22 protein-coding genes and 1 pseudogene are annotated in these 24,307 nt (G+C 60.7%); 8 read left to right on the top strand and 15 right to left on the bottom strand.

From position 1 onward, the window contains the following. Positions 1 to 10: 10 nt before the first annotated feature. Entirely contained in the window at positions 11 to 1,207 is a 1,197-nt protein-coding gene (locus tag J2X76_RS13530; protein ID WP_310216890.1) for a Tm-1-like ATP-binding domain-containing protein, read from the bottom strand. Positions 1,208 to 1,327: 120 nt separating this feature from the next. Between J2X76_RS13530 and J2X76_RS13535 the strand changes: the two genes are divergently transcribed. From J2X76_RS13535 to J2X76_RS13565, 7 genes are all read left to right on the top strand, one after another. Further along, positions 1,328 to 1,993, top strand: a complete 666-nt coding sequence (locus J2X76_RS13535; protein ID WP_310216893.1) for a GntR family transcriptional regulator — start codon at positions 1,328 to 1,330, stop codon at positions 1,991 to 1,993. Positions 1,994 to 2,127: 134 nt separating this feature from the next. Then, entirely contained in the window at positions 2,128 to 3,381 is a 1,254-nt protein-coding gene (locus J2X76_RS13540; protein WP_310216895.1) for an extracellular solute-binding protein, read from the top strand. 37 nt (positions 3,382 to 3,418) lie between these two features. Continuing rightward, positions 3,419 to 4,375 carry a sugar ABC transporter permease gene (locus J2X76_RS13545; protein WP_310216898.1) on the top strand — a complete coding sequence of 319 codons (957 nt, stop codon included), beginning with the start codon at positions 3,419 to 3,421 and terminating at the stop codon, positions 4,373 to 4,375. Beyond that, positions 4,372 to 5,199, top strand: coding sequence for a carbohydrate ABC transporter permease (locus J2X76_RS13550; protein ID WP_310216901.1), 828 nt, complete (start codon positions 4,372 to 4,374; stop codon positions 5,197 to 5,199). Before J2X76_RS13545 ends, J2X76_RS13550 begins: the two co-directional genes overlap by 4 nt. Positions 5,200 to 5,201: 2 nt before the next feature. Then, positions 5,202 to 6,293 carry a Gfo/Idh/MocA family oxidoreductase gene (locus tag J2X76_RS13555; RefSeq protein ID WP_310216904.1) on the top strand — a complete coding sequence of 364 codons (1,092 nt, stop codon included), beginning with the start codon at positions 5,202 to 5,204 and terminating at the stop codon, positions 6,291 to 6,293. A 16-nt stretch (positions 6,294 to 6,309) separates the two neighbouring features. Beyond that, positions 6,310 to 6,690 carry a cupin domain-containing protein gene (locus J2X76_RS13560; RefSeq protein ID WP_310216907.1) on the top strand — a complete coding sequence of 127 codons (381 nt, stop codon included), beginning with the start codon at positions 6,310 to 6,312 and terminating at the stop codon, positions 6,688 to 6,690. A gap of 16 nt (positions 6,691 to 6,706) precedes the next feature. Continuing rightward, entirely contained in the window at positions 6,707 to 7,771 is a 1,065-nt protein-coding gene (locus tag J2X76_RS13565; RefSeq protein ID WP_310218024.1) for a sn-glycerol-3-phosphate ABC transporter ATP-binding protein UgpC, read from the top strand. 268 nt (positions 7,772 to 8,039) lie between these two features. Here the strand turns inward: J2X76_RS13565 and J2X76_RS13570 are convergent, their stop codons facing one another. From J2X76_RS13570 to J2X76_RS13630, 13 genes and pseudogenes are all read right to left on the bottom strand, one after another. Continuing rightward, positions 8,040 to 9,044 carry a C-terminal binding protein gene (locus J2X76_RS13570; protein ID WP_310216910.1) on the bottom strand — a complete coding sequence of 335 codons (1,005 nt, stop codon included), beginning with the start codon at positions 9,042 to 9,044 and terminating at the stop codon, positions 8,040 to 8,042. 38 nt (positions 9,045 to 9,082) lie between these two features. Continuing rightward, positions 9,083 to 9,643, bottom strand: coding sequence for an FMN reductase (msuE, locus tag J2X76_RS13575; protein WP_310216912.1), 561 nt, complete (start codon positions 9,641 to 9,643; stop codon positions 9,083 to 9,085). Between the two features lie 44 nt (positions 9,644 to 9,687). Next, positions 9,688 to 10,869 carry an acyl-CoA dehydrogenase family protein gene (locus tag J2X76_RS13580; protein ID WP_310216913.1) on the bottom strand — a complete coding sequence of 394 codons (1,182 nt, stop codon included), beginning with the start codon at positions 10,867 to 10,869 and terminating at the stop codon, positions 9,688 to 9,690. An 81-nt stretch (positions 10,870 to 10,950) separates the two neighbouring features. Then, a complete protein-coding gene (locus J2X76_RS13585; protein ID WP_310216915.1) occupies positions 10,951 to 12,054 on the bottom strand; it encodes an LLM class flavin-dependent oxidoreductase in 1,104 nt (367 codons plus the stop codon). 137 nt (positions 12,055 to 12,191) lie between these two features. Then, complete coding sequence (locus tag J2X76_RS13590; RefSeq protein WP_310216918.1) at positions 12,192 to 13,274, bottom strand: LLM class flavin-dependent oxidoreductase; 1,083 nt, start codon at positions 13,272 to 13,274, stop codon at positions 12,192 to 12,194. Beyond that, positions 13,271 to 15,001 (bottom strand): ABC transporter ATP-binding protein, encoded by a 1,731-nt coding sequence (locus J2X76_RS13595; protein WP_310216920.1) that lies wholly within the window; start codon positions 14,999 to 15,001, stop codon positions 13,271 to 13,273. Before J2X76_RS13595 ends, J2X76_RS13590 begins: the two co-directional genes overlap by 4 nt. Next, positions 14,980 to 15,828 carry an ABC transporter permease gene (locus J2X76_RS13600; protein ID WP_310216922.1) on the bottom strand — a complete coding sequence of 283 codons (849 nt, stop codon included), beginning with the start codon at positions 15,826 to 15,828 and terminating at the stop codon, positions 14,980 to 14,982. The genes J2X76_RS13595 and J2X76_RS13600 overlap by 22 nt, the downstream gene beginning before the upstream one ends. Then, on the bottom strand, positions 15,825 to 16,835 hold the full coding sequence (locus J2X76_RS13605; protein ID WP_310216925.1) for an ABC transporter permease: 1,011 nt from the start codon (positions 16,833 to 16,835) through the stop codon (positions 15,825 to 15,827). The genes J2X76_RS13600 and J2X76_RS13605 overlap by 4 nt, the downstream gene beginning before the upstream one ends. Positions 16,836 to 16,852: 17 nt before the next feature. Then, positions 16,853 to 18,508 (bottom strand): ABC transporter substrate-binding protein, encoded by a 1,656-nt coding sequence (locus J2X76_RS13610; RefSeq protein ID WP_310216928.1) that lies wholly within the window; start codon positions 18,506 to 18,508, stop codon positions 16,853 to 16,855. Positions 18,509 to 19,143: 635 nt separating this feature from the next. Beyond that, positions 19,144 to 19,335: pseudogene (locus J2X76_RS13615) on the bottom strand (helix-turn-helix domain-containing protein); the annotation flags it as partial. Positions 19,336 to 19,384: 49 nt separating this feature from the next. Beyond that, positions 19,385 to 20,413 carry a 2-dehydropantoate 2-reductase N-terminal domain-containing protein gene (locus J2X76_RS13620; protein ID WP_310216930.1) on the bottom strand — a complete coding sequence of 343 codons (1,029 nt, stop codon included), beginning with the start codon at positions 20,411 to 20,413 and terminating at the stop codon, positions 19,385 to 19,387. Between the two features lie 368 nt (positions 20,414 to 20,781). Beyond that, on the bottom strand, positions 20,782 to 21,765 hold the full coding sequence (locus J2X76_RS13625) for a hypothetical protein (RefSeq protein ID WP_310216933.1): 984 nt from the start codon (positions 21,763 to 21,765) through the stop codon (positions 20,782 to 20,784). Positions 21,766 to 22,062: 297 nt separating this feature from the next. Then, positions 22,063 to 22,203 carry a CGNR zinc finger domain-containing protein gene (locus J2X76_RS13630; RefSeq protein WP_310218026.1) on the bottom strand — a complete coding sequence of 47 codons (141 nt, stop codon included), beginning with the start codon at positions 22,201 to 22,203 and terminating at the stop codon, positions 22,063 to 22,065. On the opposite strand from J2X76_RS13630, the gene J2X76_RS13635 reads away from it, so the two are divergent. Next, entirely contained in the window at positions 22,156 to 22,557 is a 402-nt protein-coding gene (locus tag J2X76_RS13635) for a hypothetical protein (protein ID WP_310218078.1), read from the top strand. The two genes, J2X76_RS13630 and J2X76_RS13635, sit on opposite strands and share 48 nt — an antisense overlap. A 754-nt stretch (positions 22,558 to 23,311) precedes the next feature. Here the strand turns inward: J2X76_RS13635 and J2X76_RS13640 are convergent. Beyond that, positions 23,312 to 24,193 carry a LysR family transcriptional regulator gene (locus J2X76_RS13640; protein ID WP_113131667.1) on the bottom strand — a complete coding sequence of 294 codons (882 nt, stop codon included), beginning with the start codon at positions 24,191 to 24,193 and terminating at the stop codon, positions 23,312 to 23,314. Between the last annotated feature and the right edge of the window lie 114 nt (positions 24,194 to 24,307).

Consider the following 24,307-nt stretch of genomic DNA (forward strand, 5'->3'; position numbering starts at 1 on the left):
TCCTTTGTCCTCACTTCGTTATGCTGCGATAAGCGTCGACGAGCGCACTCGCGAAAGCCGGGTCGTTGATATGCGCATCGATCTCGACGAGCTGCCGGTTCGGCGCGCTTGTCCAACCGGCGCGGATCGTCTCGAATAGGGCGGTATCGGCATCCGGATCGTGGAAGGGCATGCCGGGCGCATCGATTGCCGAGACGCCGCCGAGCGGCAAGAGGAAGCGCACCGGCCCTTGCATGCGATTGAGCCGTTCGACAATGAATTTGCCGATCGCCCGGTTTTCTTCGGGCGTGGTGCGCATCAGCGTGACCTGGGCATTGTGGACATGCAGCCTGCGGTCGCGGAAGGCGGGCGGCACCGTCTCCATGGCACCGAAGTTGACCATGTCGACCGCACCGACCGAGCCGACATAGGGCAGCCGGGTACGAATGATCGCGCCGAACCGGTCCTCGGTTGCCGGAAAGACGCCGCCGACCAGGAAATCCGGCACTTCCGTGGTGGTGACGTCGATCACCCCTTCGACCAGATGCGAATCGGCGAGCTTTTCCATCGAACGGCCGCCGACACCGGTGGCATGGAAGACATAGATCTCGTGGGTCGCCTCCATCAGCGCACGCACCTGCGTGACGGAGGCGGTGGTGACGCCGAACATGGTCATGCCGAGGCCGGGCTTATCGGTCGCCGCTTCCTGCACCGGGGTCCTCGCCATGCCGGCCGCCGCGTGCGCGGCATTGCCGATCACCTTGCGGGAAATCGCATTGAGGCCGGCCACGTCGACGACAGAATACATCATCGCAAGATCGTTCGGCCCGACATAGGGAGCGGTATTGCCGGATGCGACGGTTGAAACCATCAGTTTTGGGATGCCGATCGGGAGCGAGCGCATGGCTTCGGTGACAAGGGCCGTATTGCCGGTGCCGCCGAGGCCGAGCACCGCACCGATATCGTCGCGGGAGGCGAAGAAGCGGGTGAGGGCCGCGGCCATCCCGGAAACCGCCGAACCGCGATCATTGAGGCCTAACACGGCGCTGGCGCCCTGGGGATGGAAGGCGGCCACCTCGTCGGCGCTGACATCCGCCTCCCCTTCGTGCCGTTGCGTGCCGACGTCGATCAGCACCGCATCGGCACCGGCTGCCTTCACAGCATCCCTGGCATAGTTCAGTTCGGCTCCCTTCGTGTCGCAGGTGCCGACCACATAGACCTTTCCCATAAGTCCTCCTCTCGTCGTCCGCCGCCTCCCGGCAGGTTTTTTTGACCACGTCCATTTTGCATATTGTATATTTATTAGAATATTGCATATTGTACTCACGAACGCCAGATGGAATTTGAAATGAACGCACCCCGCCACCTCACGCTTCGCGAACGCATCTATGAGGAAATCGTCAGACTCATCGTCTCAGGAGAATTGCCGAGCGGCGTGTCTATCGATGAGAAGGCGTTGACGGAAAAGCTGCAGGTGAGCCGGACGCCATTCCGGGAGGCCATCGGCACGCTGGAGAAGGAGGGGCTGATCGAGATCAAGCCCTACAGAGGTTTCTTCGTACGCAGCTTCTCACGCAAAGAGATCGACGACCTCTACGAATTGCGCAAGACGCTCGAATGTTTCGCGATTGAACTCGCTGTGCCGCGGATGAGTAACCGTGATGTCGACGGGCTGGAGCGGGTACTCGACGAGGCCGTGGCGGCCCTCCGGGCTGGCGACATGAAGACCTACGGCATCCGCGACCGTGAATTCCACGAGACGATTGCCGAGCGCTCGGAAAATGCCTCGCTCATCGAGACGCTGTCGCGGCTGGCGCTACAGATCCAGGTTTGCCGGACGATCGCCAACGAGAGTCGGGATCTCGCCCAGCGGGCGGCCCGTGAACGTGACGACATCCTCAAGGCCTTGCGCGCCCGGGACGTGGCAGCCGCCTCGTCGCTGATGCGTGCGCATATCAGCGACGTGCAGCAGGCCGTGTTGTCGCGTTTCCCGAAGGAGGAAGGCGGCCGCTAGGCAGACGCTCGTCCGGTCATCAAGGAATTTCGGTCCGCCACCCGGGCCGGACAAAGGGCGCGGGCGCTTCGGGCGTCGCGCGATCGGGGAAAAGGCGACGCCGGAAAATGACGGCGCGCCAGGAGGAGGAGAACATGATGAAAGCGCTTCTGCGCGGCGCAGCGTTCGCCGCAATGCTTGCCGCGGCCGGCGAGCTCAGGGCTCAGACCCTCAAGATGTGGGGTCCCGAGCAGATCACCGAGCCGCTGATCGCCGAACTCTGGAACGGCATCAAGGCGGATTTCGAGGCGGCCAATCCCGGCGTCACGGTGCAGTTCATCCCGCCGACCGGTACGATCAGCAACGGCGCCGTCCAGGCTGCGCTGCAATCGGATGCCGGTCCCGATGTTATGCTGACAAATTCTGGCGTCGGCCGGGTCACCGTGGTCAAGAACGCCAAGCTCGTGGCGCCGCTGACCAAATATTACGAAGGTCGCGGCTGGAAGGACAAGCTTTATCCCTGGCTCTTTAGCGAGCTGAAAGGCCAGTTCGGCGGCGAGATCTACGAGGTTCCGGATGGTCTCGATTCGCTCGGCGTCTGGTATCACAAGGACATGTTCACCCAGAACGGCTGGGCGATACCCAAGACCTGGCAGGATTTCGTCCTGCTGATGAAGAAGATCGATGCGGCGGGCGTCCAGCCACTGGCGATCGGCCCGCGCACGACCGGCAGCGCCGGGCATCTCTTTGGCAACCTTCTGCAGTCCGCGAGCGGTACAGCGGCGGTCGGAAAGGCGGTCCGGGGAGAGCTTTCCTGGAGCGATCCTTCCATGGTGACCGGCGCCAAGCGGCTGCGCGAACTGGTCGACGGCGGACTGATCAAGAAGGAGATGGCCGGCCTCGATCTCGATGGCGCGGCGCGTCTCTGGTTCACCAAGCGGGCGGCGATGTTCGTTGCCGGTCCGTGGTTCACCGCAAACGCCCGCAAGGCCGGCTACGATCTTGCGAACGCCGGTTTCGCGCCGATGCCTTCCGATATCGCTGGTGAGGCGAAGCCGACAGGCGGCGTCGGCTGGAGCTGGCTGCTGCCGGCCAATTCCAAGCAACCGGAACTCGCGCTAAAATGGATCGACTTCATTCTCTCCGACAAGGTGATGAGGAAGCGCGCCCAGCATGCCGCGAGCACTATGCTCTATCCGCGCGACCTGCCGGGCATCGAGCCGCCGACACCGGTCCTGAAGGACATCTTCGCGGCGTCCGCCGGCGGGGTCGGCTACAACCCGAGTGTCTATCTGCCCGGCCCGGTTCTGGACACCTATTTCCAGGTGATCCAGGGGCTGATCTCAGCGCAGATCACTGGTGAGCAGGGCATGGCCGGGATCCAGGCCAAGATGGCGGCGGCGCAGTAGCGCTACGCTTCGCAAACTGGAGCAATACGGAATGAACATGGCGGATAGCGAAACGATGGCAGCGGCCGGGCCGGGTAGGAATGCCCGGCTGCGTGCCGGCCGTGCCTGGCTAGGCGCTCCGGCCGGGAAAGACGGCCTGGGTTCCGCGCTCGTGCTGATGGCGCCGGCTCTGGCGGTCTACGCCGTCTTCACACTCTTCCCGATCGTCGTGACCTTCTGGCTGAGTTTTACGGATTCGAACGGCTTCAACACCGAAGCCGGCTTTGTCGGCCTGAGGAACTACCAGCGTGCGACAACCGATCCGATCGTCTGGCAGAGCCTTTGGCAGACGCTGGTCTGGCTCGTCTATCATGTCGTCTTCGCCGGCGGACTCGGGCTTGCGCTGGCGCTCGCTATCGCAAGGCTGCGGCGCACTCAGGTCTTCTTTCGCACCGCCTTCTTCCTGCCGCATCTCGTATCGCTCGCAGTCGTCGGCGTCATCTGGGCGAATATCTACGACCCGTTCTTCGGCCTCCTCAACACCGCGCTCGTCAAGATCGGACTCACCGGCTGGACGCAGGGCTGGCTGTCGGACCCGGCGCTCGTGCTCTTCTCTGTCAATATCGCCAGTTCCTGGCAGGGTTTCGGCCTCTACATGCTGCTCTTCATTGCCGGCCTGCAAGACATCGATCCGTCGCTCTACGATGCGGCGGAGGTGGACGGAGCGAACGGCTTCCAGAAACTCGTTTACGTGACGCTGCCGGGCCTGCGCGAGGTCATGACCTTCGTGATCTCGCTCGCCATGATCAACGGCCTGAAGGGGTTCGCGACGGTCTTCGTGATGACCAATGGCGGTCCGTTCTACCAGAGTGAACTGATTACCACCTATATCTATCGGCTGGCGTTCCAGTCCCAGGAGCACGGGCTTGCTGCGGTGCTCTGCATCCTGCTCAGCGCCTTCGCGATTGCCATCACCGTGGTCTTCAACAAATGGCGCGCGAGGCTGGCCCGATGAGTGTGCAGAAACGCGAATGGCCGGCTGTGCTGGCCCTTACACCAGTCATGCTCTTGGTCCTGGCGCCGTTCTTCTGGCTGATCGTCTCCAGCCTGAAGAGCGAGGTGGAGATCGGCCAGGCCGATCCGCTCAGCCTGCCGGCCAACCTGATGTGGCACAATTACCAGGACGCCTGGCGGATCGGCGGGTTCGGCGAACTGATCGGCAACAGCTTCCTGAACCTGGCTGGCGTCGTGGCGCTAACGCTGCTGACCTGCACGCCGGCGGGTTATGCCCTGTCGAAGATCCGGTTTCCCGGGCGAGAATGGCTCTTCTACGCCTTCATTCTCGGGCTCACCATTCCGGTCCAGGCGATCGTTATCCCGCTCTACGAGGTGCTGACCGCGCTCGGCCTCGTCAATTCGCTCTCCGGCATCGTACTGGCGCAGGTGAGCAACGGCATTCCTTTCGGCATCTTCCTGATGCGCAGCTTCTTCACCAACGTGCCGGACGAACTCGTGGAGGCCGCCAAGGTCGACGGCGCCACCCATGTCCAAATCCTGACCAAGGTCTTCCTGCCGATCTCCACGCCGGCGGTCCAGGCACTGGTGATCATTTCGGCACTCTCCACCTGGAACGACTTCTTCCTGCCGCTGGTCGTGCTGATCAGCCCCGAGGTGCAGACCCTGCCGCTCGGCCTCGTCCGCTTCGCCGGCACCTATTCGTCGGAATATCGCCTCGTCTTCTCCGGGACGGTCATCACCTTCCTGCCGATCATCATTCTCTACATCTTGACGCAGCGCCGCTTCACCGAGGGCCTGACGCAAGGCGCCATAAAAGGTTGATCATGCCACATCACGTCCAGCGCGAAATCCGCTACAACTTCGAATACGAACGTCGCATCCGCGCCTGCTTCATCGGTGCAGGCGGTCATGCCTACCGCAACGTCTATCCGGCGTTCCGCTACGCGCCTGTCGAATTGACCGGCATCTGCGATCTCAGCCTTGATCGCGCTCAGAGTTTCGTGCGCTTGTTCGGAGCTGAGCGCGCCTATTCGAACCACCACGAGATGCTGGAAAAGGAGAAGCCGGATCTCGTCTTCCTCGTCACTGCCTATAATCCCGACGGCCGGGTCCAGGCGACCGACCTTGCCATGGATGCGCTGGCGGGCGGCGCGCATGTGTGGATGGAGAAGCCGACCGCGGCAAGCATCGCCGAGATCGACGCGCTCGCCGCCGCGAGCCGCAGGGCGGGACGCATGGTCATGACGGGGTTAAAGAAGACCTTCTTCCCGACCATCGAAAAGCTCCGTGACCTCGTCGGCTCCCCGGATTTCGGGCCACTCACCTCAATCAACGTCCGGTATCCCCAGAGCCTGCCGCCGCTTGGCGACCGCGCCGATCTCGTGAAGATGCAGAGCTTTCTCGATCACATCTATCATCCAGCGGCGATCCTCCACTATCTCGGCGGCCCGATCGAGCGGGTGAGTTACGAATGGGAAGGCCGTACCGGCGCCACCGTCACGAATATCAGGTTCCAGTCCGGCGCTGTCGGCACGCTGCATTTCGCCGCCGGTCAGTCGGGCGGCAGCCTGTTCGAGCGTGTCGAGGTGATCGGCGACGGGGCGAACGCCATTGTCGAGAACGGCAGCCGGCTTACGGTCTACCGCCGGGCCGCGTTACCCTCCTACGGCCGTGCCGCGAGTTTTATCCAGCCGGACGAAAATGCGGCGCTCTTTTACGAGCCGGAGCATTCACTCGGCCAGCTCTACAATAACAATCTTTTCTATCTCGGCTACGTCCCGGAAATCCTGCACCTGACCGACGCGATCTTGGAGGGGACCGAGATCACCAAGGGTACGCTCGCCGTGGCGCGGGAGATCATGAAGCTTTTCGAATTCTACCGGCGGACTGACGCCGGTGTCGTCGCAACCCTTTAACGGCGGGGCAGGGTCTATGCAGGACAATAATCCCATTTCCAAACGGCTGGACGGCGAGATCGCCAAGACTGTCTGGGGCGAGCTCAACTGGAAGATCACCGGCGAGACAATGCCGGGTGCCGAGATGACCTTCGGCACCTGCCTCATCCATCCCGGCGAACGCAATGCGCTGCATTCCCATCCGGACTGCGAGGAGATCCTCTACGTCGTATCCGGCGCCTGCGAGCACAAGCTCGGCGAGGCGGTCTACCGGCTGAATTCGGGCGATGCGATCCGCATTCCGCGCAACGTGCGTCACTGGGCGCGCGCGCTCGGTTCGGAACCGCTCTTCGCGCTGATCGTCTTTTCCTCGGGAACGCGGACGGCGATCAATCATGAAGACGAAGGCACAGCCTGAGAGCAGGGTAAAGATCATGGCCTCCGTGGCGCTCAACGACATCCGCAAATCCTACGGCATGCTGCCGGTCATCCACGGCGTTGACATCGAGATCGAGGACGGCGAATTCATCGTGCTGGTCGGTCCATCCGGCTGCGGTAAATCCACCCTGCTCAGAATGATCGCCGGGCTGGAGCCAATCAGCCAGGGCACGCTTTCGATCGGCGGGCGGGCAGTCAATCACTTGCCGTCGAAAGACCGCGACATTGCAATGGTATTCCAGAACTATGCGCTTTACCCGCATATGACGGTCGCCGAGAACATGGGCTTTTCGCTGAAGCTGCGCGGTGTCGATAAGGCAGAGATTGCGAAAAGGGTGGATCGTTCGGCAAAGATCCTGGCGCTCCAACCCTATCTCGACCGGCGCCCGCGCCAGCTCTCCGGAGGCCAGCGTCAGCGCGTCGCGATGGGCCGGGCGATCGTCCGCGAAGCGGCGGTCTTCCTGTTCGATGAGCCGCTTTCCAATCTCGACGCCAAGCTGCGCGGAGCGATGCGGGCCGAGATCAAGGAACTGCACCAGCGGCTCAGGATCACGACGATCTACGTGACCCATGACCAGACCGAGGCGATGACCATGGCCGACCGCATCGTCGTGCTCAACAATGGACTGGTGGAGCAGGTCGGTGCGCCGCTCGACATCTACGACAAGCCGGCCTCTACATTCGTTGCCGGCTTCATCGGCATGCCGGGCATGAACCTGCTCGACGGGACAGTCGAGGGGGACAAAAGTCCTGTTTTCCTCAGCCGTGATGGCATCGTCCTGCCGCTTTTGGGAGAGGAGCCGGTGCCAGCCGCTGGCCGGCAGGTCGTCTACGGCATCCGGCCCGAACATCTCGTTCTCGACGAGGGGGGCTTTCCGGCCGAGATCGTCGTCGTCGAACCGACCGGATCGGAAACGCTGGTGATCGCCCGCGCCGGCAGCCAAAACATCAGTATTTTGTTCCGTGAGCGAGTCGCGTTGCGTCCCGGTGAAAGGATCAAAATTTCCGCCAGGCCAGAGCGGGCGCATCTCTTTGACGCCGAAAGCGGATTGCGGATCTAACGCCTCGGGAGCAAAAGGATAGTTTTCGCGCAGCGACGTTCGCGACGGTCAATCACATTCGTTGCGCTGAGGAGTTCTCGAATAGAACGGACTGATCGTGTTGGGAGATTGGCCCCTTCGTCGGAAATCCTCGCCACCCTTCGTCGCTTTGAAGTAGTTCCATAATCGCGGACAGCGGCACTTCTGACGGAGCTCGACGAAACGGCAGCCGCCATTGCTTCTGTTCGTCCCCGTGCTTACGCTTGCGCTTTGCTTGCCAAACAGCAGATCAGGCATCGATCCGATTGCGCAGCCGACCCTCATCGAGCAGGATCTTTACAGTCTGCGCTGCATTACCGCGCATCTCGATCGCGGCATGATCCGAGTAAAAGGCATTATGCGGCGTGATCACTAATCTACCTTGAAGCCAGGGATCACGGTCACGCCATGCTCTCAACAGAGAATGATCTGGCGGCGGCTCCATAGCGAACGTATCGATTCCGGCCGCGGCAAGGTGTCCGCTTCTCAACAAGGCCTCAAGCGCATCGAGATCCTCGATCAGTTCTCCGCGTGCTGTATTGATTAAAATAGACCCTGGCTTGAGCCGGCGTAGACCGTTTGCATCCAGGATATTGCGCGTCTCGTGATTGGCCGGACAATGAAGGGTAACGATATCCGCCAATCCCAGCAGGTGCTCCAGGTGATCGGTGCGTTCATAGCCGATCGCCTTTTCGTGGCCGCGTGGCTGCCCCGGATCATAGCCGATAATGCGGAACCCGAAGGGCTTCAGGCGATTGACGACGGCAGTGCCGATCCGGCCGACGCCGATAACGCCGACCGTGGCTTTGTTCGAGCGCGCCAACGGCTTCAGGCTGTGGATTTGCCAGCCGGATGTATAACCGCGGGCACGGGCGTCGTGCTCCCAAAGCCTGCGATGCAGCGAGAGGATCATGGCAAGCGCATGGTCGGCGACTTCCTCGGTGCCATAGTCGGGATTGTTGGCGAACGGAATGCCTGCCGCAGTCAGCGAGGGGATGTCGATCTTTTCATAGCCGACCCCATAACGGACCACGCCCTTGCAGCGAGACAGATGCCGAATGCTGTCTTTCCCGAGCCGCGCTCCCCAGACCATCAGGGCGTCAAGGCGCGCCAGGCGGTCCGGCGAAAACTGCGCCTCATCGGTCGTGGCAAAGAAGTCGATGTCGACATCCTCGCCCAGGATATCCGCTTCAAGATCGGGCGTCCCGATCATGTGATCGGTTATGCCGACCACGTATTTTTTCTGAACCGTCATTGGATCCGCCGCAGCACTGCAACCTCGGTCGAATGGGTCTATTCGGCAGCGATGGCGACCGCGCCGGATCGCGCTTTCACAAGCAGGGAAGCTTCCGCCAGGGCTTGATTGATGCGGTTAAAGATAGCGGGAGATGGCTTTCCTTCTGGAAAATCGCGGCTCGACGTATAGATGGCCGTCGGCAGGACGAAAGCTTCGAAGAAGGCAAACAGCGGACGCAACTGATGTTCGACGACCAGTGAGTGGCGGTCACCGCCGCCGGTTGCCGTCAGGATGATCGGCTTGCCGCGAAGATCTGCCGGATCCAGCAGGTCGAACGCGTGTTTGAACAGTCCCGTATAGCTGCCCTTGTAGGTCGGAGAACCGATTATCAGCACTTCGGCCTCGACGATTGTCCTGATCACTTCTCTGGCTGCGGGATCGAGATCGGCGACCGATCGTGCGGCTGCCAGCGAGGAGCCAAGATCTTCGATATCGAAAACCGCATGCTGCAGGCCGACCTGCTGTGCCAGTGCTCTTGCCACGCTTTCGACGAAGCTGAATGTGCTGGACGGGCGGTTGATGTTGCCAGAGAAGCCCACGATCAGATTGTTGCTCATCTCGTTCCTTTTTGATTGATCCTGCTATTTCGGAAGACCTGCTCTCAGGCTGATTTCCGCATTGAAATATCGACCGGATAGGCGGCGCGGGCGGCTTCTTTCTCGTTCCAGCGCTTGAATGCGGCGCGGCCGAGCATCGCAATCGACGTATCTTCCTGTGGGGCATGCACGAGGACGGATTGAACGTCCCGGAAGTGTCGCTCAAGCCCCAGATCGGCGCTGAGGCCGGGATTGCCAATGCCGCGCACCGCGATCTGAACGGCATCTCGTATCTGCCGGCCGGCAAGCAGCCGCGCCCGTATCATCCCTTCCGCCTCACACTGGCTGTTTTCGAAGGCACCGAGAATGATCTCTCTGGCGCCGGAAATGAGGAGGTCGATTTCGCCGGATAGCGTTACGAAGCGTTCCGTCTGGGCGATGGGCCGCCCCAGGTTTGCGGGCACGCGCTCATGGGCGAAACGGATGAACGCGGCCTGCGCCGCTTCGGCTGCGCCGAGATAGATCGCGGTGAGTGCCAGATTGAACGCGGCATGTGCACGGTTGTCCTGTTGGGCAACGGAAGGATCGACGAGCTCGAGCACGTTTTCGGCCGGGATCTCGACATCAATATATTCTACGTCATGGGAGCCGGTCGCGCGCATGCCTAGACTGCTCCAGTTCTCGATCACGTGAATGCCCGGTAATCCGTTCGGGACGACAAAGGTGCCGACACGTTCCGGCGTCTCGTCCGTATGCGCCCACACAAGGAAATGGGTAAGGCCGTGCGCGCCGCTGACGAAGCGTTTACGGCCGGAGATGGACCAGCCGGTCGCTGTGCGGCGTGCAATTGTTGCAGGTAGGCCCCCTCGGGCGGGCGAGCCGAGTTCCGGCTCGACGCGGGCGGCATTCAGGAGCAGAGGCTGCTGTTTGCTTCCGGCCAACAGTCGACGATAGAGCTCGTCCGGCCAGTGGTTCTTGGTGGCCTGGCCAAGGTGGTTGAAAATGGTCATGGCGCTGATCAGCGCCACCGAAGGATCTCCGCGACCGAGAGCCGCCAGGATGTGAGCGACGTCACCAAGTGTGGCGCCCTTGCCGCCGTAGCGGGTCGCGACGGTGCTTTCGAGAAGGCCGCTGGCGTGGACGGCCCGGATACCTGCCCACGGGAACTGGCCCGTGCGGTCGGCCTCCGGTGCGGCTTCTGCCACAAGGCGTACGGTTTCATCGAGGATGGCGGCATCGTAAGACATGCGTGTCAACGCTTTCTGATTTGCGGATCCAGCTGCATTGGAAGACAGGAGAGAGCCCGGCACCGTGGCCGGGCTCTCGCATCAGGCCGCCGCCTTTTTCTTCGCCTCTTCACGCTCGCGGATGCCTTCACGTACGAGCGGCAGGATGTAGCGGCCGTAATCGACCGCATCGTTGTAGTTGTCGTAGCCACGGATGGAGATCAGGTCAGCACCGAGGTCGATGTAGTCGAGGATGGAATCCGCGATCGTGCGCGGCGAGCCGACGAGCGCTGTGGTGGCGCCGCTTGCATTGGTGGCGGTGACCGTCGGATACCACAGCGCCCTGTCGTGCACGTCGCCGCGCGATGCAATCTCGAGCAGGCGCTGCGAGCCGACATTGGCCGGCGGAGCGGCGTTGATCGGAGCGCGCGCCAAGCCTTTCTGGCGGTTGGCATTGAGTTGGTCGAGGACCCGATGCGCCTTTTCCCAGGCCAGATCGTCTGTCTCGGCGACGATCGGACGGAAGGTGACCCAGATGCGCGGGCGATCCGTGCGCCCGGCCTTTGCGGCCTCGGCATAGACCCGGTCGATCTGCTGTTTGGTTTCCTTGAGCGGTTCACCCCAGAGGCCGAAAATATCGCAAAGCGAGCCGCCGATCCGGTAGGCGGCGTCGGAAGAACCGCCGAGCGAGATGGGGATGGTCCCATTCGTGGGGCGCACGGCGCTGCGGAACTGCTTGAACTGATAATGTTTGCCATCGAAGTCGAACGGTTCTCTCGACGTCCATGCGAGGCGCAGGATGCGGATATACTCTTCCTGCCGCTCGTACCGTTCCTCCTTGTTGAGGAAGTCGCCTTCGCGTGCCTGCTCGTCATCGCTCCCGCCGGCGATGAAATGGACCACCACGCGCCCGCCGCTCAGCTGATCGAGCGTGGCAAGCGATTTTGCTGCGACCGTCGGATAAACGGTGTTGGGCCGCAAAGCGACGATGATCTTGATCTGCCTGGTATGAGCGAGGATTGTCGCCCCAAGGGTAAATGGATCGAACGACGACGAGGAGTAGGGAATCAGCGTGTAGTTGAACCCATAGTCATCAAGCGACCGAGCGTATCGCTCGAGAAAATGCGGATCCACCGGTGCGTCGGGAAGGGGAGCCAGATCGTTCGAAGCATTCGGGAATGTTACGCTGATGAATTCTGCGGTCATGTAAGGATTTCTCCATTCGAGTTGCCGAACCATGAGTCCAGACTAAGTTGTAGGAAACTTACGAGGAAGACAGGTCATTCTTTTTCTATGGAATTAGTAGAATAAATTCCCGTCGAGGCTGTGGAAATTATGATTGCCTACAGGCTGGGCGACCAACCGAGGCTCGGCGCCACAGTCTTCGCGAGGTCCGACAAAAGCTGCACGTTCTCGGTAAGTCCGAATGCAGGCGGCAGAAAAAGGACGATCTCGTCTGCGGATGAAAGGCCGGGGTCGTCGAAGACCGCTTCGATCACCTTGTCGGGAGTGCCTTGGAAAACCGGAGAAATCTGAGCGCCGGCAGGCTGGCTGGATGGCGCGAGAGCACCCTTCGGGCGGGATGCCGCGATACCGAGAGTGCGTCGTTCAAGATCATATGCAGCGTATTTTTCCCGCAGTTCGGCTGTCGTGCCGACAAGGATAGATGCTGCAACCGCAACGGGAGGCGGCACGGTTCCCCAGATCTGACGCCAGGTCGTGCGGTAGGCCTCGATGATGCGCGCCTGATACTCTCCGAAGCTTTCCCCCTCGGCGTGGTCGTGCTGCACGGTCCCGGAGATGAGGCCGATCCCAAGTTCGGCGGCCTGTATTGCAGAACCGACGCTCGCCGCGCCCTGCCGAATTCGGGAGCGCAGAGTCGGGCTGTGCGGGGTCACGCGCAGTTCAGCCCCTTCCGGCGCGCCTTGGCCCGGCTTGTCGACGACGTGGAGCACCTCGCCACGGATCGCCGCCAGGAAGCGGGCCTGGCGCCGTCTGGCCTCCGTCCGGGCGTCGGTGTCGACCGTGCCGAAGACGGCATCGAAGGCGCCGTTGGCACCCGTCGAAATAGCAAGTTCCAGGCGCCCGTCGATCAGCAGGTCGGTGGTACCCGCTGCCTCGGCCAGCAGGATGGGGTCTTGATAGCGCATCGGAATGACCGCTGAACCCAGCACGATATGCTTCGTATGCTGGCCGGTCGCGGCGAAAAAAGGCAGCGGCGAGGAGAGATAATGGTCGAAGTGCCGCTGGTAGGCCCAGCCCGTTTGGTAACCCAGTCGCTCAGCGGCCTTGAACAACTCGATGCCGTCGCGCAGTCCTTGCGCCGGTCCGGCCTCGTCGTTGAACGAGACGCGGGTATTGAAGCCGAGGCGCTGCTTCGGGCGAAACGACGCCGGCAGGGTGGTGGCAGGGGCTGCGATGGTCATGCGATCTTTTCCTCTTTGAAAAAGTGCTGCGGCCGTGCCTGCGGTATCCGGATGCCGCCTGTGAAGCCGGACGGAATCGAGTCCAGCAACGACACGGTGTAGGGAGCTTTCGGATTGTCAAAGATATCGGCGACCGTTCCATGCTCCACGATCCGGCCGCGTTGCATGACCGAGACGGTGTGCGCGAGCTGCCGTACCAGAGCCAGATCGTGAGACACGAATATGTAAGTCAGGCCGAGCCTGGCTTGCAGAGACAGCAGTACCTCGACGATGTCGGCCTGAACGCTGACGTCGAGCGCGGAAGTCGGCTCGTCCAGAACCAGCACGTCGGGTTTGAGAACCAGCGACCGGGCAATCGCGACGCGTTGGCGCTGTCCCCCGGAAAGAGCTGCCGGCTTGCGGGAAAGCAGATGGTCGCCGAGGCCGACATTGCCGAGCGCCTCTCGCACCCGTTCGGTCCGCTCCTTGGCGTTTCCGATCCTGAATCGGTCGAGTGGTTCGCGCACCAGCTGTTCGACTTTCCATGTCGGATCGAGCGAGGTGAAGGGATTTTGATAGACGACCTGAAGGTGGCGCCATACGGCTCGCAACGAAGCGTGGGACCGGCCTGTGAGCTGTTCTCCCGCGACCGAGATTTTCCCGGCGTCCGGCGCGTCGAGCCCGAGCAGCAGGCGGATCGTCGTCGTCTTGCCGGAGCCGGATTCCCCGACCAGCGCATGCGTTGTGCCGGCTGGGACGGCAAACGATACGTCGTTGACGGCCGTCAGGACCTTTCCGTCGACGGTGAAGGTCTTCGTGATCGACTTCACCTCGATCTTTGGTCTTGCCTGCACGCTGGCATCCAGAAGGCGGAAACCTGGGTCGCGCAACGCGGCATAGCGATCGGGATTGAGAGCCGGTACGTCGGCATGCAGCTTTTTGGCATATGCCGAGGCAGGGGAGGTGAACACGGAAGCAGTGCTTCCTTTTTCCTGAACGACACCATCCTTGAGCACCAACAGCGAGCCGGCGCGCTCGCCGGCGATCGCAAGGTCATGGGTGATGAGAAGAAGGCTGATGTTCAGCTTTTCCTGCAGCCCCGACAGCAGGTCGAGGATGCGTTTCTGGATCGTGACGTCCAGCGCCGAGGTCGGCTCGTCCGCCACCAACAGCTTCGGCCGTGGGAGGACGGCAAGGCCGATCAAGACGCGCTGCAGCATGCCGCCGGACAACTGATGCGGATAGGAATCATAGACCCGCTGGGGATTATCCAGCCCGACCTGTGCGAATGTTTCCAGAATGAGCGCCTTGCGCACGGTCTTGCTCGGCTCATCGACAAGTGCGGCGGCCTCCATTGCCTGCATGCCGATCGTCCGCACTGGATTGAGCGAGTTGCCGGGGTCCTGGGGAACGAAGCCAAGGGCTCGTCCGCGCAAGCTCCGGAAGCGGTGTTCGGGAAGCCCGAGCACGTCCTGGCCGTCGAATTCGATGCGGCCGGTGGCGAGGCCTCCGCCGGCAAGAAGCCGTAGCACGGCGCGGGCGACGGTCGATTTTCCGGAGCCGGATTCTCCGATAAGCGCAAGGCTCCTGCCGCGGGCCAGCTCAAAGCCGACATCCGTCACCACCTGCTGCGTTCCGTAGGAGACGGATAGACCCTCGATCCGAAGAAGGGGGGCTTGCCGTTGCGGTTCACCCAGGGCGGTGTCGAGGCCGGAGGGAATGGCGGTCAGTCTGTTTTGCGGAGCCATCGGCTGATCCTGTTTACAGAGAGGACGGTCGCGATTGTGACAAAGGCGGGTGCGTAGACGAGCCACGGCCATTTGAGGTAGTCCTTGCCGATCGAGATCAGCAGGCCCCAGTCGGACGCAGGCGGCGGGTCGCCGTAGCCAAGGAAGGCGAGGCTGGCGATGATCAGAATGGAATCTCCGAACTGCAGCACAGCGAGCGGGAGCACCGAGCGAGAGGCGTTCGGCAGCACATGCCGCCAGAGGATGTGCCATCGCGATCCCCCCAGCAGGAAGGCAGCCTCCACGAATGTCGCAGTTCGTGTCTTGATGACTTCCGAACGCATGACCCTGGCGAAGACGGCCACCGCGGAAACACCGGTGGCGATGGCGGCATTCGTGGTCGCAAAGCCGATCGCGGTGACCACGATGACAGCCAGCAGGAATTTCGGGATCGCCAGCAGGACGTCGACCAGGCGGGCCAGCACGGTGTCCACCCACCCCCCAAGGAAGCCGGCCAGCAGGCCGATGACGCCACCGGCGAGCACGCCTATGACGACGGCAATGAGCGCGCTCGAAACCGAGGACGCTGTACCGTAGACGACCCGCGCATAGAGATCACGCCCCAGATGATCGGTGCCGAACCAATGTGCCGCACTCGGACCCAGCAGTTTCTGGGAGGGAACCCCGTTCACCGGGCTGTAGCCCGTGAACAGGCTCGGCGCGACAGACCACGCAATGACCATCGCGACGACCACAAATGAAATCGCAACGATCAGTGGCATGCGGATTGCCGTCAGCCAGCCAGGCGCCTTGACGCGCGAAGCGGAATGGGAGGAAACGAGGCTCATGATGTCACCGCCCTTGAAATGCTTGGCGAGTTTTCGTCCGCTGTAACCGGTCGGCGTTCGGGAGTGCCCACGAGCTTTACGCGAGGATCAAGCAACGGGTAGACGAGGTCGGCGACCAGATTGACGAGCACGAAGACTACAGCCGCCAGCGAGACGATCGCCTGCAGGACGGGCAGGTCCTGGGTGGTCACCGAACGCTGCACCAGACTGCCGATGCCGTTGCGCCCGAATACCGTCTCGGTGATGAGCGAGCCGCCGAGGAGTTCGCCAATGGTGAGGGCGATAACGGTGACGACCGGAAGCGAGGACGGCTTGAGCAGATGTTTGGCAAACAGGCGCGTCCGGCCGATGCCCCGGCTCCGTGCGACCACGGCGTATTCCTGTCCGGCCTCATGGTCGAGATTGGCAATGAGCACCTCGGCGATCTGTGCCGAAATAGGAATGCCAAGCGCGATCGCAGCGAAGAAGGTCGCCCAGAAGCTGTCCGGTTGAATGACGCGGAACAACCCGAGCTGAAAGCCGAAGGCGTGAATCAGCACCAGCCCGATCACGAAGTTGGGCACCGACAAAAACAGCGACGGAAAGCCCCGCAGCACGCCCTGACCGAACCGCCTTGGAAGGAAGCGGGTGCCGTAAGCGATCCCGATGGCAAGCACGAGCGCAACCGCGAGGCCCGCGGAAGCCAGGATCAACGTCGAGGGCAGCACTTCGGCGATGAGGGTTGCCACGGGCCGGTTGGTCCGCATCGACAGCCCCAGATCGCCGGTCAGGAAGCTGGCCAGCGATGCCGACAACTGCACAAGGACCGGCCGGTCCAGGCCTTGTGCGGCAATGATCTCCCTGATCTCATCCTCGGTGAAGCCGTTCTGCGGATTTCGCAAAACGTTGGTTATCGGGTCGCCCGGCAGAATGCTGACGACGACGAAGGTGAAGACATAGGCCAGCAGAATGACGAGGGCGGCCTGGACGAGGCGCTTTGCGGCATAGTTCAGATAGGCGTTGCTCATGCCGTGATCTCCGCTGATCAATCGCTGATCGAAGCCGTGTAGTAACTGGCGTAGGCGACACCGTTGTAGACTTCGCCCTTGATCTTCGGGGACTGCACGTAGATGCGCTGGACGATCTGTGTGCGCGGGATGAAATAACCCTGCTCGATAACGTATTTCTGAAGTTCGTCGAGAAGCGGGTTTCTGATTTCGGCGGAGCCGGCACCGGCGATCCTGTCGCGCAGGTCGTTGAGCTTCGCGTCGCTTTCACCCAGCGCAAACCAGTTCTCGCCGTTGTTGGCGTTGGTGAGAATGCTCGCCACTGTGCCGGCGTCGATGAAGCTGCGGGTGACCTCATAGGCTGGAATGGCAGGCCCGCCATAGGTGACTTTTTGACCGAAGGTCACGACGTCGTAGGCGCGAATGTCCACCTTCCAGCCGATCTTGCCGAGCTGCTGGGCAATCAGCTCGTCGATCGACTTCGACGTTGCGAGGTAAGGGTTGGAATGGAGCGTCAGCGTAAGCTGTTTGCCGTCCTTAGTCCGGATGCCGCCCGCACCCTTGATCCAGCCCGCCTCGTCGAGAAGCTTTTCGGCCTTGGCGGGATTGTAGGCCAGCAGGGCGCTCTGATCCGTAGCGCCGGGCACGTTGCTCTGGATGAACGACGTCGCCAGCTTCCAGTCGGGCGTATAGACGGTGTCGATGATTTCCTGCCGGTTGATGCCGGCCTGAAGGGCCTGGCGCACCTTCACGTCGTCATAGGGGGCGAGCTTCGTGTTGACCGCCCAGCCGTTCACGAAGCCGAGATAACGCGGCGTCGCGACGGTGAGCCCTTCCTGCTTGAGGGACTGGAGCTCTTGCGGCGAGGCGTTGTAGGCGACGTCCGCCTGTCCGGACTGGACGGAGGCAACGCGCAGCGAGGGTTCGGACACCAGTTTGTAGGTGATCGTGTCGATAAAGGCCGGACCGGTATGACCGACCGCGGCGGGGCCCCAGTTGTAGTCCTTGCGTTTCACCAGCTTGACGAAATCGCCTTCTTTCCACGAATCGACGACATAAGGTCCGCTGCCGGAGGTCTTGCTGAGATTGGCCTGTTGCGTGGCCGGCGAAGCGACGGTCTTCGGCGAGATGAGGATCGAGCCATGGTAGCCAAGGGTCGGAATGAAGCCGAGCGTAGGTTTCTTGAAAAACACTTTTACGGTGACTGCATCGACCGCCTCCGCATGGTCATAAGTTTTCGGAAAAAGACCGATTGGGTTGATGCCCTCGGCCTTGCGGCCGGCATACCAGATATCGAGGTTTGCCACGACGGCGGCCGCATCGAGCGGACTGCCGTCCGAGAAGGTCACGCCGTTCTTGAGGTGGAGGGTGAACTGGGTTGCGTCGCTGTTCTGCTCCCAGCGCTCGGCGAGCCAGGGACTGACCCTGCCGTCGGCGTCGACATAGACGAGCTTATCTGTGACATGGCCCCAGATGTGGCCCTGAAAGCTGGAGATCGCGCTGTTGTTGGGGATCCACGTGTCGCCCAGCGAGTCGATGAGGAAGGTGATGTCACCGCCGTTGCGCGGATCTTCGGCGCCGAACGCAGGTGTGAACGTGGCTGTCGAGGCGATGATGGCAGCTGCCCCGGCCGCAGCCGTCGATACAAGGAGGCACCGACGGGAAAGGGAGAGTGGAGAAGAATGTTCTGTCATGAGTCTGATCCTGGTGGTCGGTCCTATGAATTTCGGTGGATTTGGTTTGCGGCCGGCATCAGAACGAAGTCCCGCACCCCCCTTCATGGAAGGCGCGCACCTACCCGTTGCCGCTGCGATTACCAGCCGAGCGATCGAATGCCTGCCTGAGATTTTGTTACGACCGCAGTCCGCGCGGCTGCGGCTAAAGCGTAGCTGCCGAGAGCTGGTTGAGACGAAGAACACGCTCGGCGAGACATATCCTGATCATGACGCGGTCCTTGTTTGAGGTATCGATTTGACCAGTTCAGCCTAACAGGGCGGTCGCAATGAGAAAGACTGGTTATTCTTTTTCTACTAAATATGTGGATTATTTTGTTGCTATCATCGAATGACCTTGGATTGCTGTTTCAGCACCTTGTGAATTGGTAATCGGGATCATTGCGAGACGAGGGAGGAGAAAAATCGCAGCAACCATGTCGAGTGGACAAAGCGGTTGCGCTTGCAGGCCGGGAGCAGCGAAAATCTGCGGCCGGCGAACCTCAGGAAGACCAGGAACGTGTCCCCAAGCCCTCGCTTATATGCCGGCGCCGTCTTTGGCGTTGGGAAACGCCATGCTCTCAAAGATCCTCACTGGAGGCAACCCTAAGGGACTAGATCACCCGCTCATGGCGGGCCTGAAGATAGGCCGCAACAAGATGATCCTTTGATGGGAAGTGCCTGTAGAGCGTTGCCTTGGCAACGTTCGCTTCTTCTATGATCCGACCGATGCCAACTGCACGGATGCCTTCGCGGTAGAAAAGGGCGCCCGCTGTCGTAAGGATCTGATCTGATATTGCTTCTTTCATTTCCGCACTTTTCTTCCAATCCGACGCGGCTGGACAAGGTAGGGAAGGCTCATTGAGCCAGAGCAAGACCGGTCTGTCTTGCCCTATGCGGTTGGTCCAATTGCAATAGGACCTCGTCAAGCGATAATGCGCTTGAAAAGCGGCCTCGATGGGTGACCTGACCCGCAAGTTTTTGCACCGCCTCGTTGTAAGGCGTTTGAACGTTGTGCAGCCGCCCGAGCAAAACGATCTCGCCGTTCAAGTAATCGACCTCGCTCGAAGCGCCGCGTTTGAAGCTTTGCCATGTCGATTGCTGGCCCGGCTCAATTCCGCTGTTCGGAGCGACGCGCCAGTTCGAGATATCTTCCTTTCGCTCCGAGGGTAAGGCAAGCGTGTAGCCGGCCGCCTCAAGAGTGCGTCTCGCCTCGTCCACCAAGGCTTCGGCGATCGCAGCACGTGTATCGGCCTCTCCGTCGAAAAGCTCCAGCACGTTGCGGACGTTGTGGAGAAGCTTGGCAGCCTTCCAGCGACGGATATCGGGACTTGTCTCGGCGAGATAACCTGCGTGAATGAGGTCCGAGGCAATCTGATCGCTCGTGTCATCATGACCCTTTGGGAAACGGCCAACCGTTACCACGCCGACCTGGGGGTCGCCGGCTACGACGACCTTCCCCGTCTCGGTAAATCGCGCCGGCGTCAGAATACTGGCCGCATAGACGTGAGCAAAGGTCCTTAGTGCGGCCGCCTCTGTCGCCAGTCCATTCTGAAAGGTGACCACGGGAAGAATTTCGGCTGCCGTCTTGGTCGAGTTACCCACGCTTCGCCATGACCAGAATGCCAGGGCGCTGGCTGCGTCCTGAGACTTGACCGTCAGCAGGAGGACGTCGTCCGGCGTTAAATCCGGTGGAGCAATCAGATCGAAGGCATTCAGCTGAACCTGCTGCGTTCCGGATGGCCGCTGATAGCTCAAGCCATGCTTCCTGATATGTCCGATTTGAGCCCCGCGCCCGACCAGGACGTATTCGATCCCGGACAGCTCGAATTGCGCAGCCAGGCTTGCGCCAACGGCGCCGGCACCAACGATTACGTAGCGTGTCATTTCTGTCTCCATCGGGCACCTTGCCGAATTCGGCGAAATACTCGCGATTGGTCGGGTTCCTGTTGGGATCGGCAGTCTGGTCGACGGCGCCTATCGTCTTGCCGGCGCCGATCGCTCGTTCAAATCTCGGAGCTATGCTAGGTGTGAGAACCCGCAATAGAAAGACAGGTCGTTCTTATTATATAAAATTAATAGAATATTTTGTCCGACAGGTGTGTAAGCGATGGCGCAAACTCATTGTTGTGCAGGCTCAGCTCTCAATGGCAAGTTTCGGCAGCAGTTCGGCGCCTTGCCCCGCTGGCGGTTGGGCCATTGTAAGCAGTTGCGATTGTCTTCGAAGACGCAGCCGTGAGCGAGGCGCTCCAGGATCAATTCCCAGGCTTAATGGAGATCGACTGCGCGATGGCTTCTGCGGCCGGCACAAGGTCGTTCAAACCATCCTTGTCGGCGGTCACCGACATGGCAATGGTCCGACCCTTCTTTGAAATCGCCAAGTACATGAGGAAGCGCTTTGGCCGCGGTGGCTTGCCGATCTCCGCCTCGTAACTGCCGGCAAACACCGTCGCGTCCAAGCCTGCGATATGGCCTGCCTTTTTAGACTCGATCCGAGCGTTGATGAAACGCGCAGGATCGGTGAGATGCTTTTCGGCAAACGCGTCCAACGCCGCCCGGCTGGGCATCGGCTGCGGTTCATAGCTGATCGCGATCCAGGGCTGTTTGCCCTCCGGATCGACGTCCTTGTCACCTACAGTCAGCCCGAGGGAAAGGCCCGAATATGCCTGCGCCAGACGAAAGGGTGGCGCAGGTTCTACGGAAAAGGGCAGGGCATTGATCTGTTCTTCCCGGCTGGCAGGAGGCCCCAAAGTCACTGTGGCCATCATGGCCTTCACAGCCGCCTCGCGATCGACAGATTTTGGAGATTGGACGATGACCCAAACCGTGGTCGTTCCTTTGAACAGGCCCATCCACTTGTCGTAGCTACCTTGTTCCAGCGTGAAGAAAGGTATCATCGCATCTCTCGAAACTGGCAGCTTTTCAATTTGCTGCAGCTTCATGCCCTGGGAAGCAAAAAGCGGCACCAGTTCCTTTCCAGGATTTCCGGCGGCTTTGTATATCTGGTCGTAGGCTTGCAGGGGTAGCTCGGTCACGGTGATCGCGCCGCCGTCTTCGCTGATGAAGCCGGCGATGCCTGTCGAAGGGGAAAAGCCATCGATAGGCACCAATGACACACTCGTTCCAGCAATGTGCCGTAGCTCCCCCGCTTCTCCCGTCTCTGGAAGGGCCACAGCGAAAGCAGCGAGGAAAACGGCAAGTCCCGCGCGACCGCGGAGGAACGCCAATAGACTTTGCATGAAAAATTATCCTCAAGAAAACTCATCGACGAGCAAGGGGCAGATTGAAATATAGTGCCGATCGAGGATGAGACCAGCAGAGTTTCACTGACGTTTCGGAACGTCATCAACACGAAGTCCGTATGACTCGTTCTTGCGAAACGATTGATTTCCACTGTATAATATGAGGCGTATCATTGCAGTAACGGTTAAATACAGAAAAGACCTTACTCTTCCCATCGAGGATCATAAGTGGAAAATTCCAGTTCCAATGGCCTAATTTAACGGGGCACGTCAGAGCTTCTCGGCGGCGAGGACCTAATTGCCCTTCATTCGGGATCGGAAACGTTTGACGCGAGCGAGGCTGCCGCAGGTTGCGTCCGAACACCACCTTCGTCGTCCGCTCTTGGAATGATCGATAAACAGCCATCCACAGTTGTCGCCGGTGCATTCACGCACAGCTCGCCGCCGATGGCGCGTTGTCAAAAGGTCGGCGGCATTCACCGCAAACAGCTGAGCCAGTTGCGGAAGATCGTCAAAAGGCAGCATCCATTTATAACCGGTTTCATTTCCCGTGAGGATCTGACGTGCCCGGCCGCGTCGCGCATGATCCTCCACCAGGCGCAAATCCGCGGCTTTCTATGTTTGGCCTACACGAGCCCAATCATCCGCACGCTCGACAAGAGGGCGCAGGGGACGATCCACGCATCTCCTGACAAGAGCCCGACGCCGCCGAACCTTTCAATCCACCCGCCGAACCCGCGTTCATATGCAGACAGGTGCAATGGGGACAATGGCATCTTTGGATCGTAAGATCGGAGGGTGCGTATTGTTGGGCGCCCACTGTAAAGAGATTTTCATTGCATACATTGGCCACGAATACGGTCAGTCGCCCCTGGATATTCAGGAAGCCCTCTCATTGGCGTTTGAGCAGGGTACTCAGGCGGCGAAGCACCGAGGAGATGCTGGCGCCTGCCCCTACAGCGCAGTTTCGGATCCAGAACCCTTTCTAGCGTAGGTCGGAGGTTTCGAGTGTTGTTCCATTCGCGATTTAACGCAGGCATGACAAAGCGTCCGCGGGGCCTCTCCAGGGCCCGCAATTATCGCATCGACTGCCGGCACCGAGTTTGTAGCTTAACGGATGAGGGAAAGGAGCCGCATCTCTATGACGTGCACTATGTCTTCTACGGAGACGAAAAACCCGCGTGAACGCGCTGAAATCCGGCGACGTCGATATCATCGACTACGTTCCGTGGAAGGATGCCGCCTCGGTCGACGGTAGCTCGGCCTGAAGCTTGGCCGGTACCACCGGCCCGTTATGATGCTGCAGTTCAACACCAAGTTCGAACCCTTCTCCAAGCCGGAAGTGCGGCAGGCGATTTCCTATGCGATCGATTCACCAATATCCTAGGTTTCCTGACCTTCCAGTCGGCATCACCGTCGCGAATGTCGAAGTCGAATGATTGTAGAGCGGCCGTTCTCGGATAGCATCGATAGTTTGGGAGCGGGATATCAAATTCCGCTCCTCTTTGTCTGCAGACTTCGAAACGCCAGCGGATGGCAGCCGTTATTCCGCCATCAATTCACCCATCCGCTTTACGATGTCGTCCAGCACCGCAATCCGCTGCCCGCCTGACGGACGAATGGCGAAGTAGGAGACTTCGATCCTCGGCTCGAACGGAATGGCGACGATGTCGGCGCCGGCGGAGCGAAGGCTGGTGTGATCGACGATGCCGACGCCCATTCCCGATGCCGCGAAATAGCAGCAGTTCAGCATCGAGGTTTCCATCGTGCTGATCGGTTGATGGTCTTCATTCGAAAAGGCGCGATCGAGCGCCAGCCTGAGCGGCGAATTGCGGCCCGGGATCAGGACGCGCTCGTCCAGAAGGTCGGCGGGGGTGATGACTTTGCGGGACGCCAACCGGTGGCCGGGCGCCATGGCGGCGACCGCATGGGAACCGTGCAGCAGGACCGCATTCTTGTCGGCCATGCGCGGCGAGCCGAAGACGAAGCCGAGATCGTAACGGTTCTTCTCGACCATGTCCCAGATATGCCGGCTGTTTTCGACGTCGATCACCAGCGGGATGTCGAGGCGGTTGCCGACGACATCGATGATCGCCTGATGCAGGTAGGGTCGCACCAGCGAGGTGACGCTGGCGATCCTCAGCACAATGTTCTTGTGCCGGCGGATATCGTCGGCCGCCTGGGCGATCTGGTCGAGGCCGAGATAAAGCCGCTCGACCTCCCGGAAGAGCTGCGTCGCTTCGGCTGTCGGCATCAATCGGGTCCCGACCCGTTCGAACAACCTGATCTCGACGATTTCCTCCAGGTCGCGGATCAGGCGGCTGACGGCCGGCTGCGTGACGTTCATCGCCTCGGCTGCAGCGGTGATGCCGCCCGTCATCATTACGCTTCTGAAGGCTTCGACCTGTCGTGGTTTCAATCGCATGCGCTGAGGTCTCCCATAACATTAGGACATGAATGGAACACCAAATGCAATTTTTCTTTTCTGGGCGGAGGCTTTAATGCCATGTCCAATCCGCAGGGAGAGCGCGGATTTCGG

Origin of the sequence: Neorhizobium sp. 2083 (assembly GCF_031455615.1) — a bacterium.
GTDB lineage: Bacteria > Pseudomonadota > Alphaproteobacteria > Rhizobiales > Rhizobiaceae > Neorhizobium.

Coding starts and splice junctions, on each gene's coding strand:
- J2X76_RS13560 (WP_310216907.1), top strand. CDS start 6,310: ATGCAGGACAATAATCCCATTTCCAAACGGCTGGACGGCGAGATCGCC.
- J2X76_RS13610 (WP_310216928.1), bottom strand. CDS start 18,508: ATGACAGAACATTCTTCTCCACTCTCCCTTTCCCGTCGGTGCCTCCTT.
- J2X76_RS13590 (WP_310216918.1), bottom strand. CDS start 13,274: ATGACCATCGCAGCCCCTGCCACCACCCTGCCGGCGTCGTTTCGCCCG.
- J2X76_RS13570 (WP_310216910.1), bottom strand. CDS start 9,044: ATGACGGTTCAGAAAAAATACGTGGTCGGCATAACCGATCACATGATC.
- J2X76_RS13540 (WP_310216895.1), top strand. CDS start 2,128: ATGATGAAAGCGCTTCTGCGCGGCGCAGCGTTCGCCGCAATGCTTGCC.
- J2X76_RS13620 (WP_310216930.1), bottom strand. CDS start 20,413: ATGACACGCTACGTAATCGTTGGTGCCGGCGCCGTTGGCGCAAGCCTG.
- J2X76_RS13580 (WP_310216913.1), bottom strand. CDS start 10,869: ATGTCTTACGATGCCGCCATCCTCGATGAAACCGTACGCCTTGTGGCA.
- msuE (WP_310216912.1), bottom strand. CDS start 9,643: ATGAGCAACAATCTGATCGTGGGCTTCTCTGGCAACATCAACCGCCCG.
- J2X76_RS13595 (WP_310216920.1), bottom strand. CDS start 15,001: ATGGCTCCGCAAAACAGACTGACCGCCATTCCCTCCGGCCTCGACACC.
- J2X76_RS13640 (WP_113131667.1), bottom strand. CDS start 24,193: ATGCGATTGAAACCACGACAGGTCGAAGCCTTCAGAAGCGTAATGATG.
- J2X76_RS13535 (WP_310216893.1), top strand. CDS start 1,328: ATGAACGCACCCCGCCACCTCACGCTTCGCGAACGCATCTATGAGGAA.
- J2X76_RS13530 (WP_310216890.1), bottom strand. CDS start 1,207: ATGGGAAAGGTCTATGTGGTCGGCACCTGCGACACGAAGGGAGCCGAA.
- J2X76_RS13600 (WP_310216922.1), bottom strand. CDS start 15,828: ATGAGCCTCGTTTCCTCCCATTCCGCTTCGCGCGTCAAGGCGCCTGGC.
- J2X76_RS13635 (WP_310218078.1), top strand. CDS start 22,156: ATGATCGATAAACAGCCATCCACAGTTGTCGCCGGTGCATTCACGCAC.
- J2X76_RS13625 (WP_310216933.1), bottom strand. CDS start 21,765: ATGCAAAGTCTATTGGCGTTCCTCCGCGGTCGCGCGGGACTTGCCGTT.
- J2X76_RS13565 (WP_310218024.1), top strand. CDS start 6,707: ATGGCCTCCGTGGCGCTCAACGACATCCGCAAATCCTACGGCATGCTG.
- J2X76_RS13545 (WP_310216898.1), top strand. CDS start 3,419: ATGGCGGATAGCGAAACGATGGCAGCGGCCGGGCCGGGTAGGAATGCC.
- J2X76_RS13585 (WP_310216915.1), bottom strand. CDS start 12,054: ATGACCGCAGAATTCATCAGCGTAACATTCCCGAATGCTTCGAACGAT.
- J2X76_RS13550 (WP_310216901.1), top strand. CDS start 4,372: ATGAGTGTGCAGAAACGCGAATGGCCGGCTGTGCTGGCCCTTACACCA.
- J2X76_RS13555 (WP_310216904.1), top strand. CDS start 5,202: ATGCCACATCACGTCCAGCGCGAAATCCGCTACAACTTCGAATACGAA.
- J2X76_RS13605 (WP_310216925.1), bottom strand. CDS start 16,835: ATGAGCAACGCCTATCTGAACTATGCCGCAAAGCGCCTCGTCCAGGCC.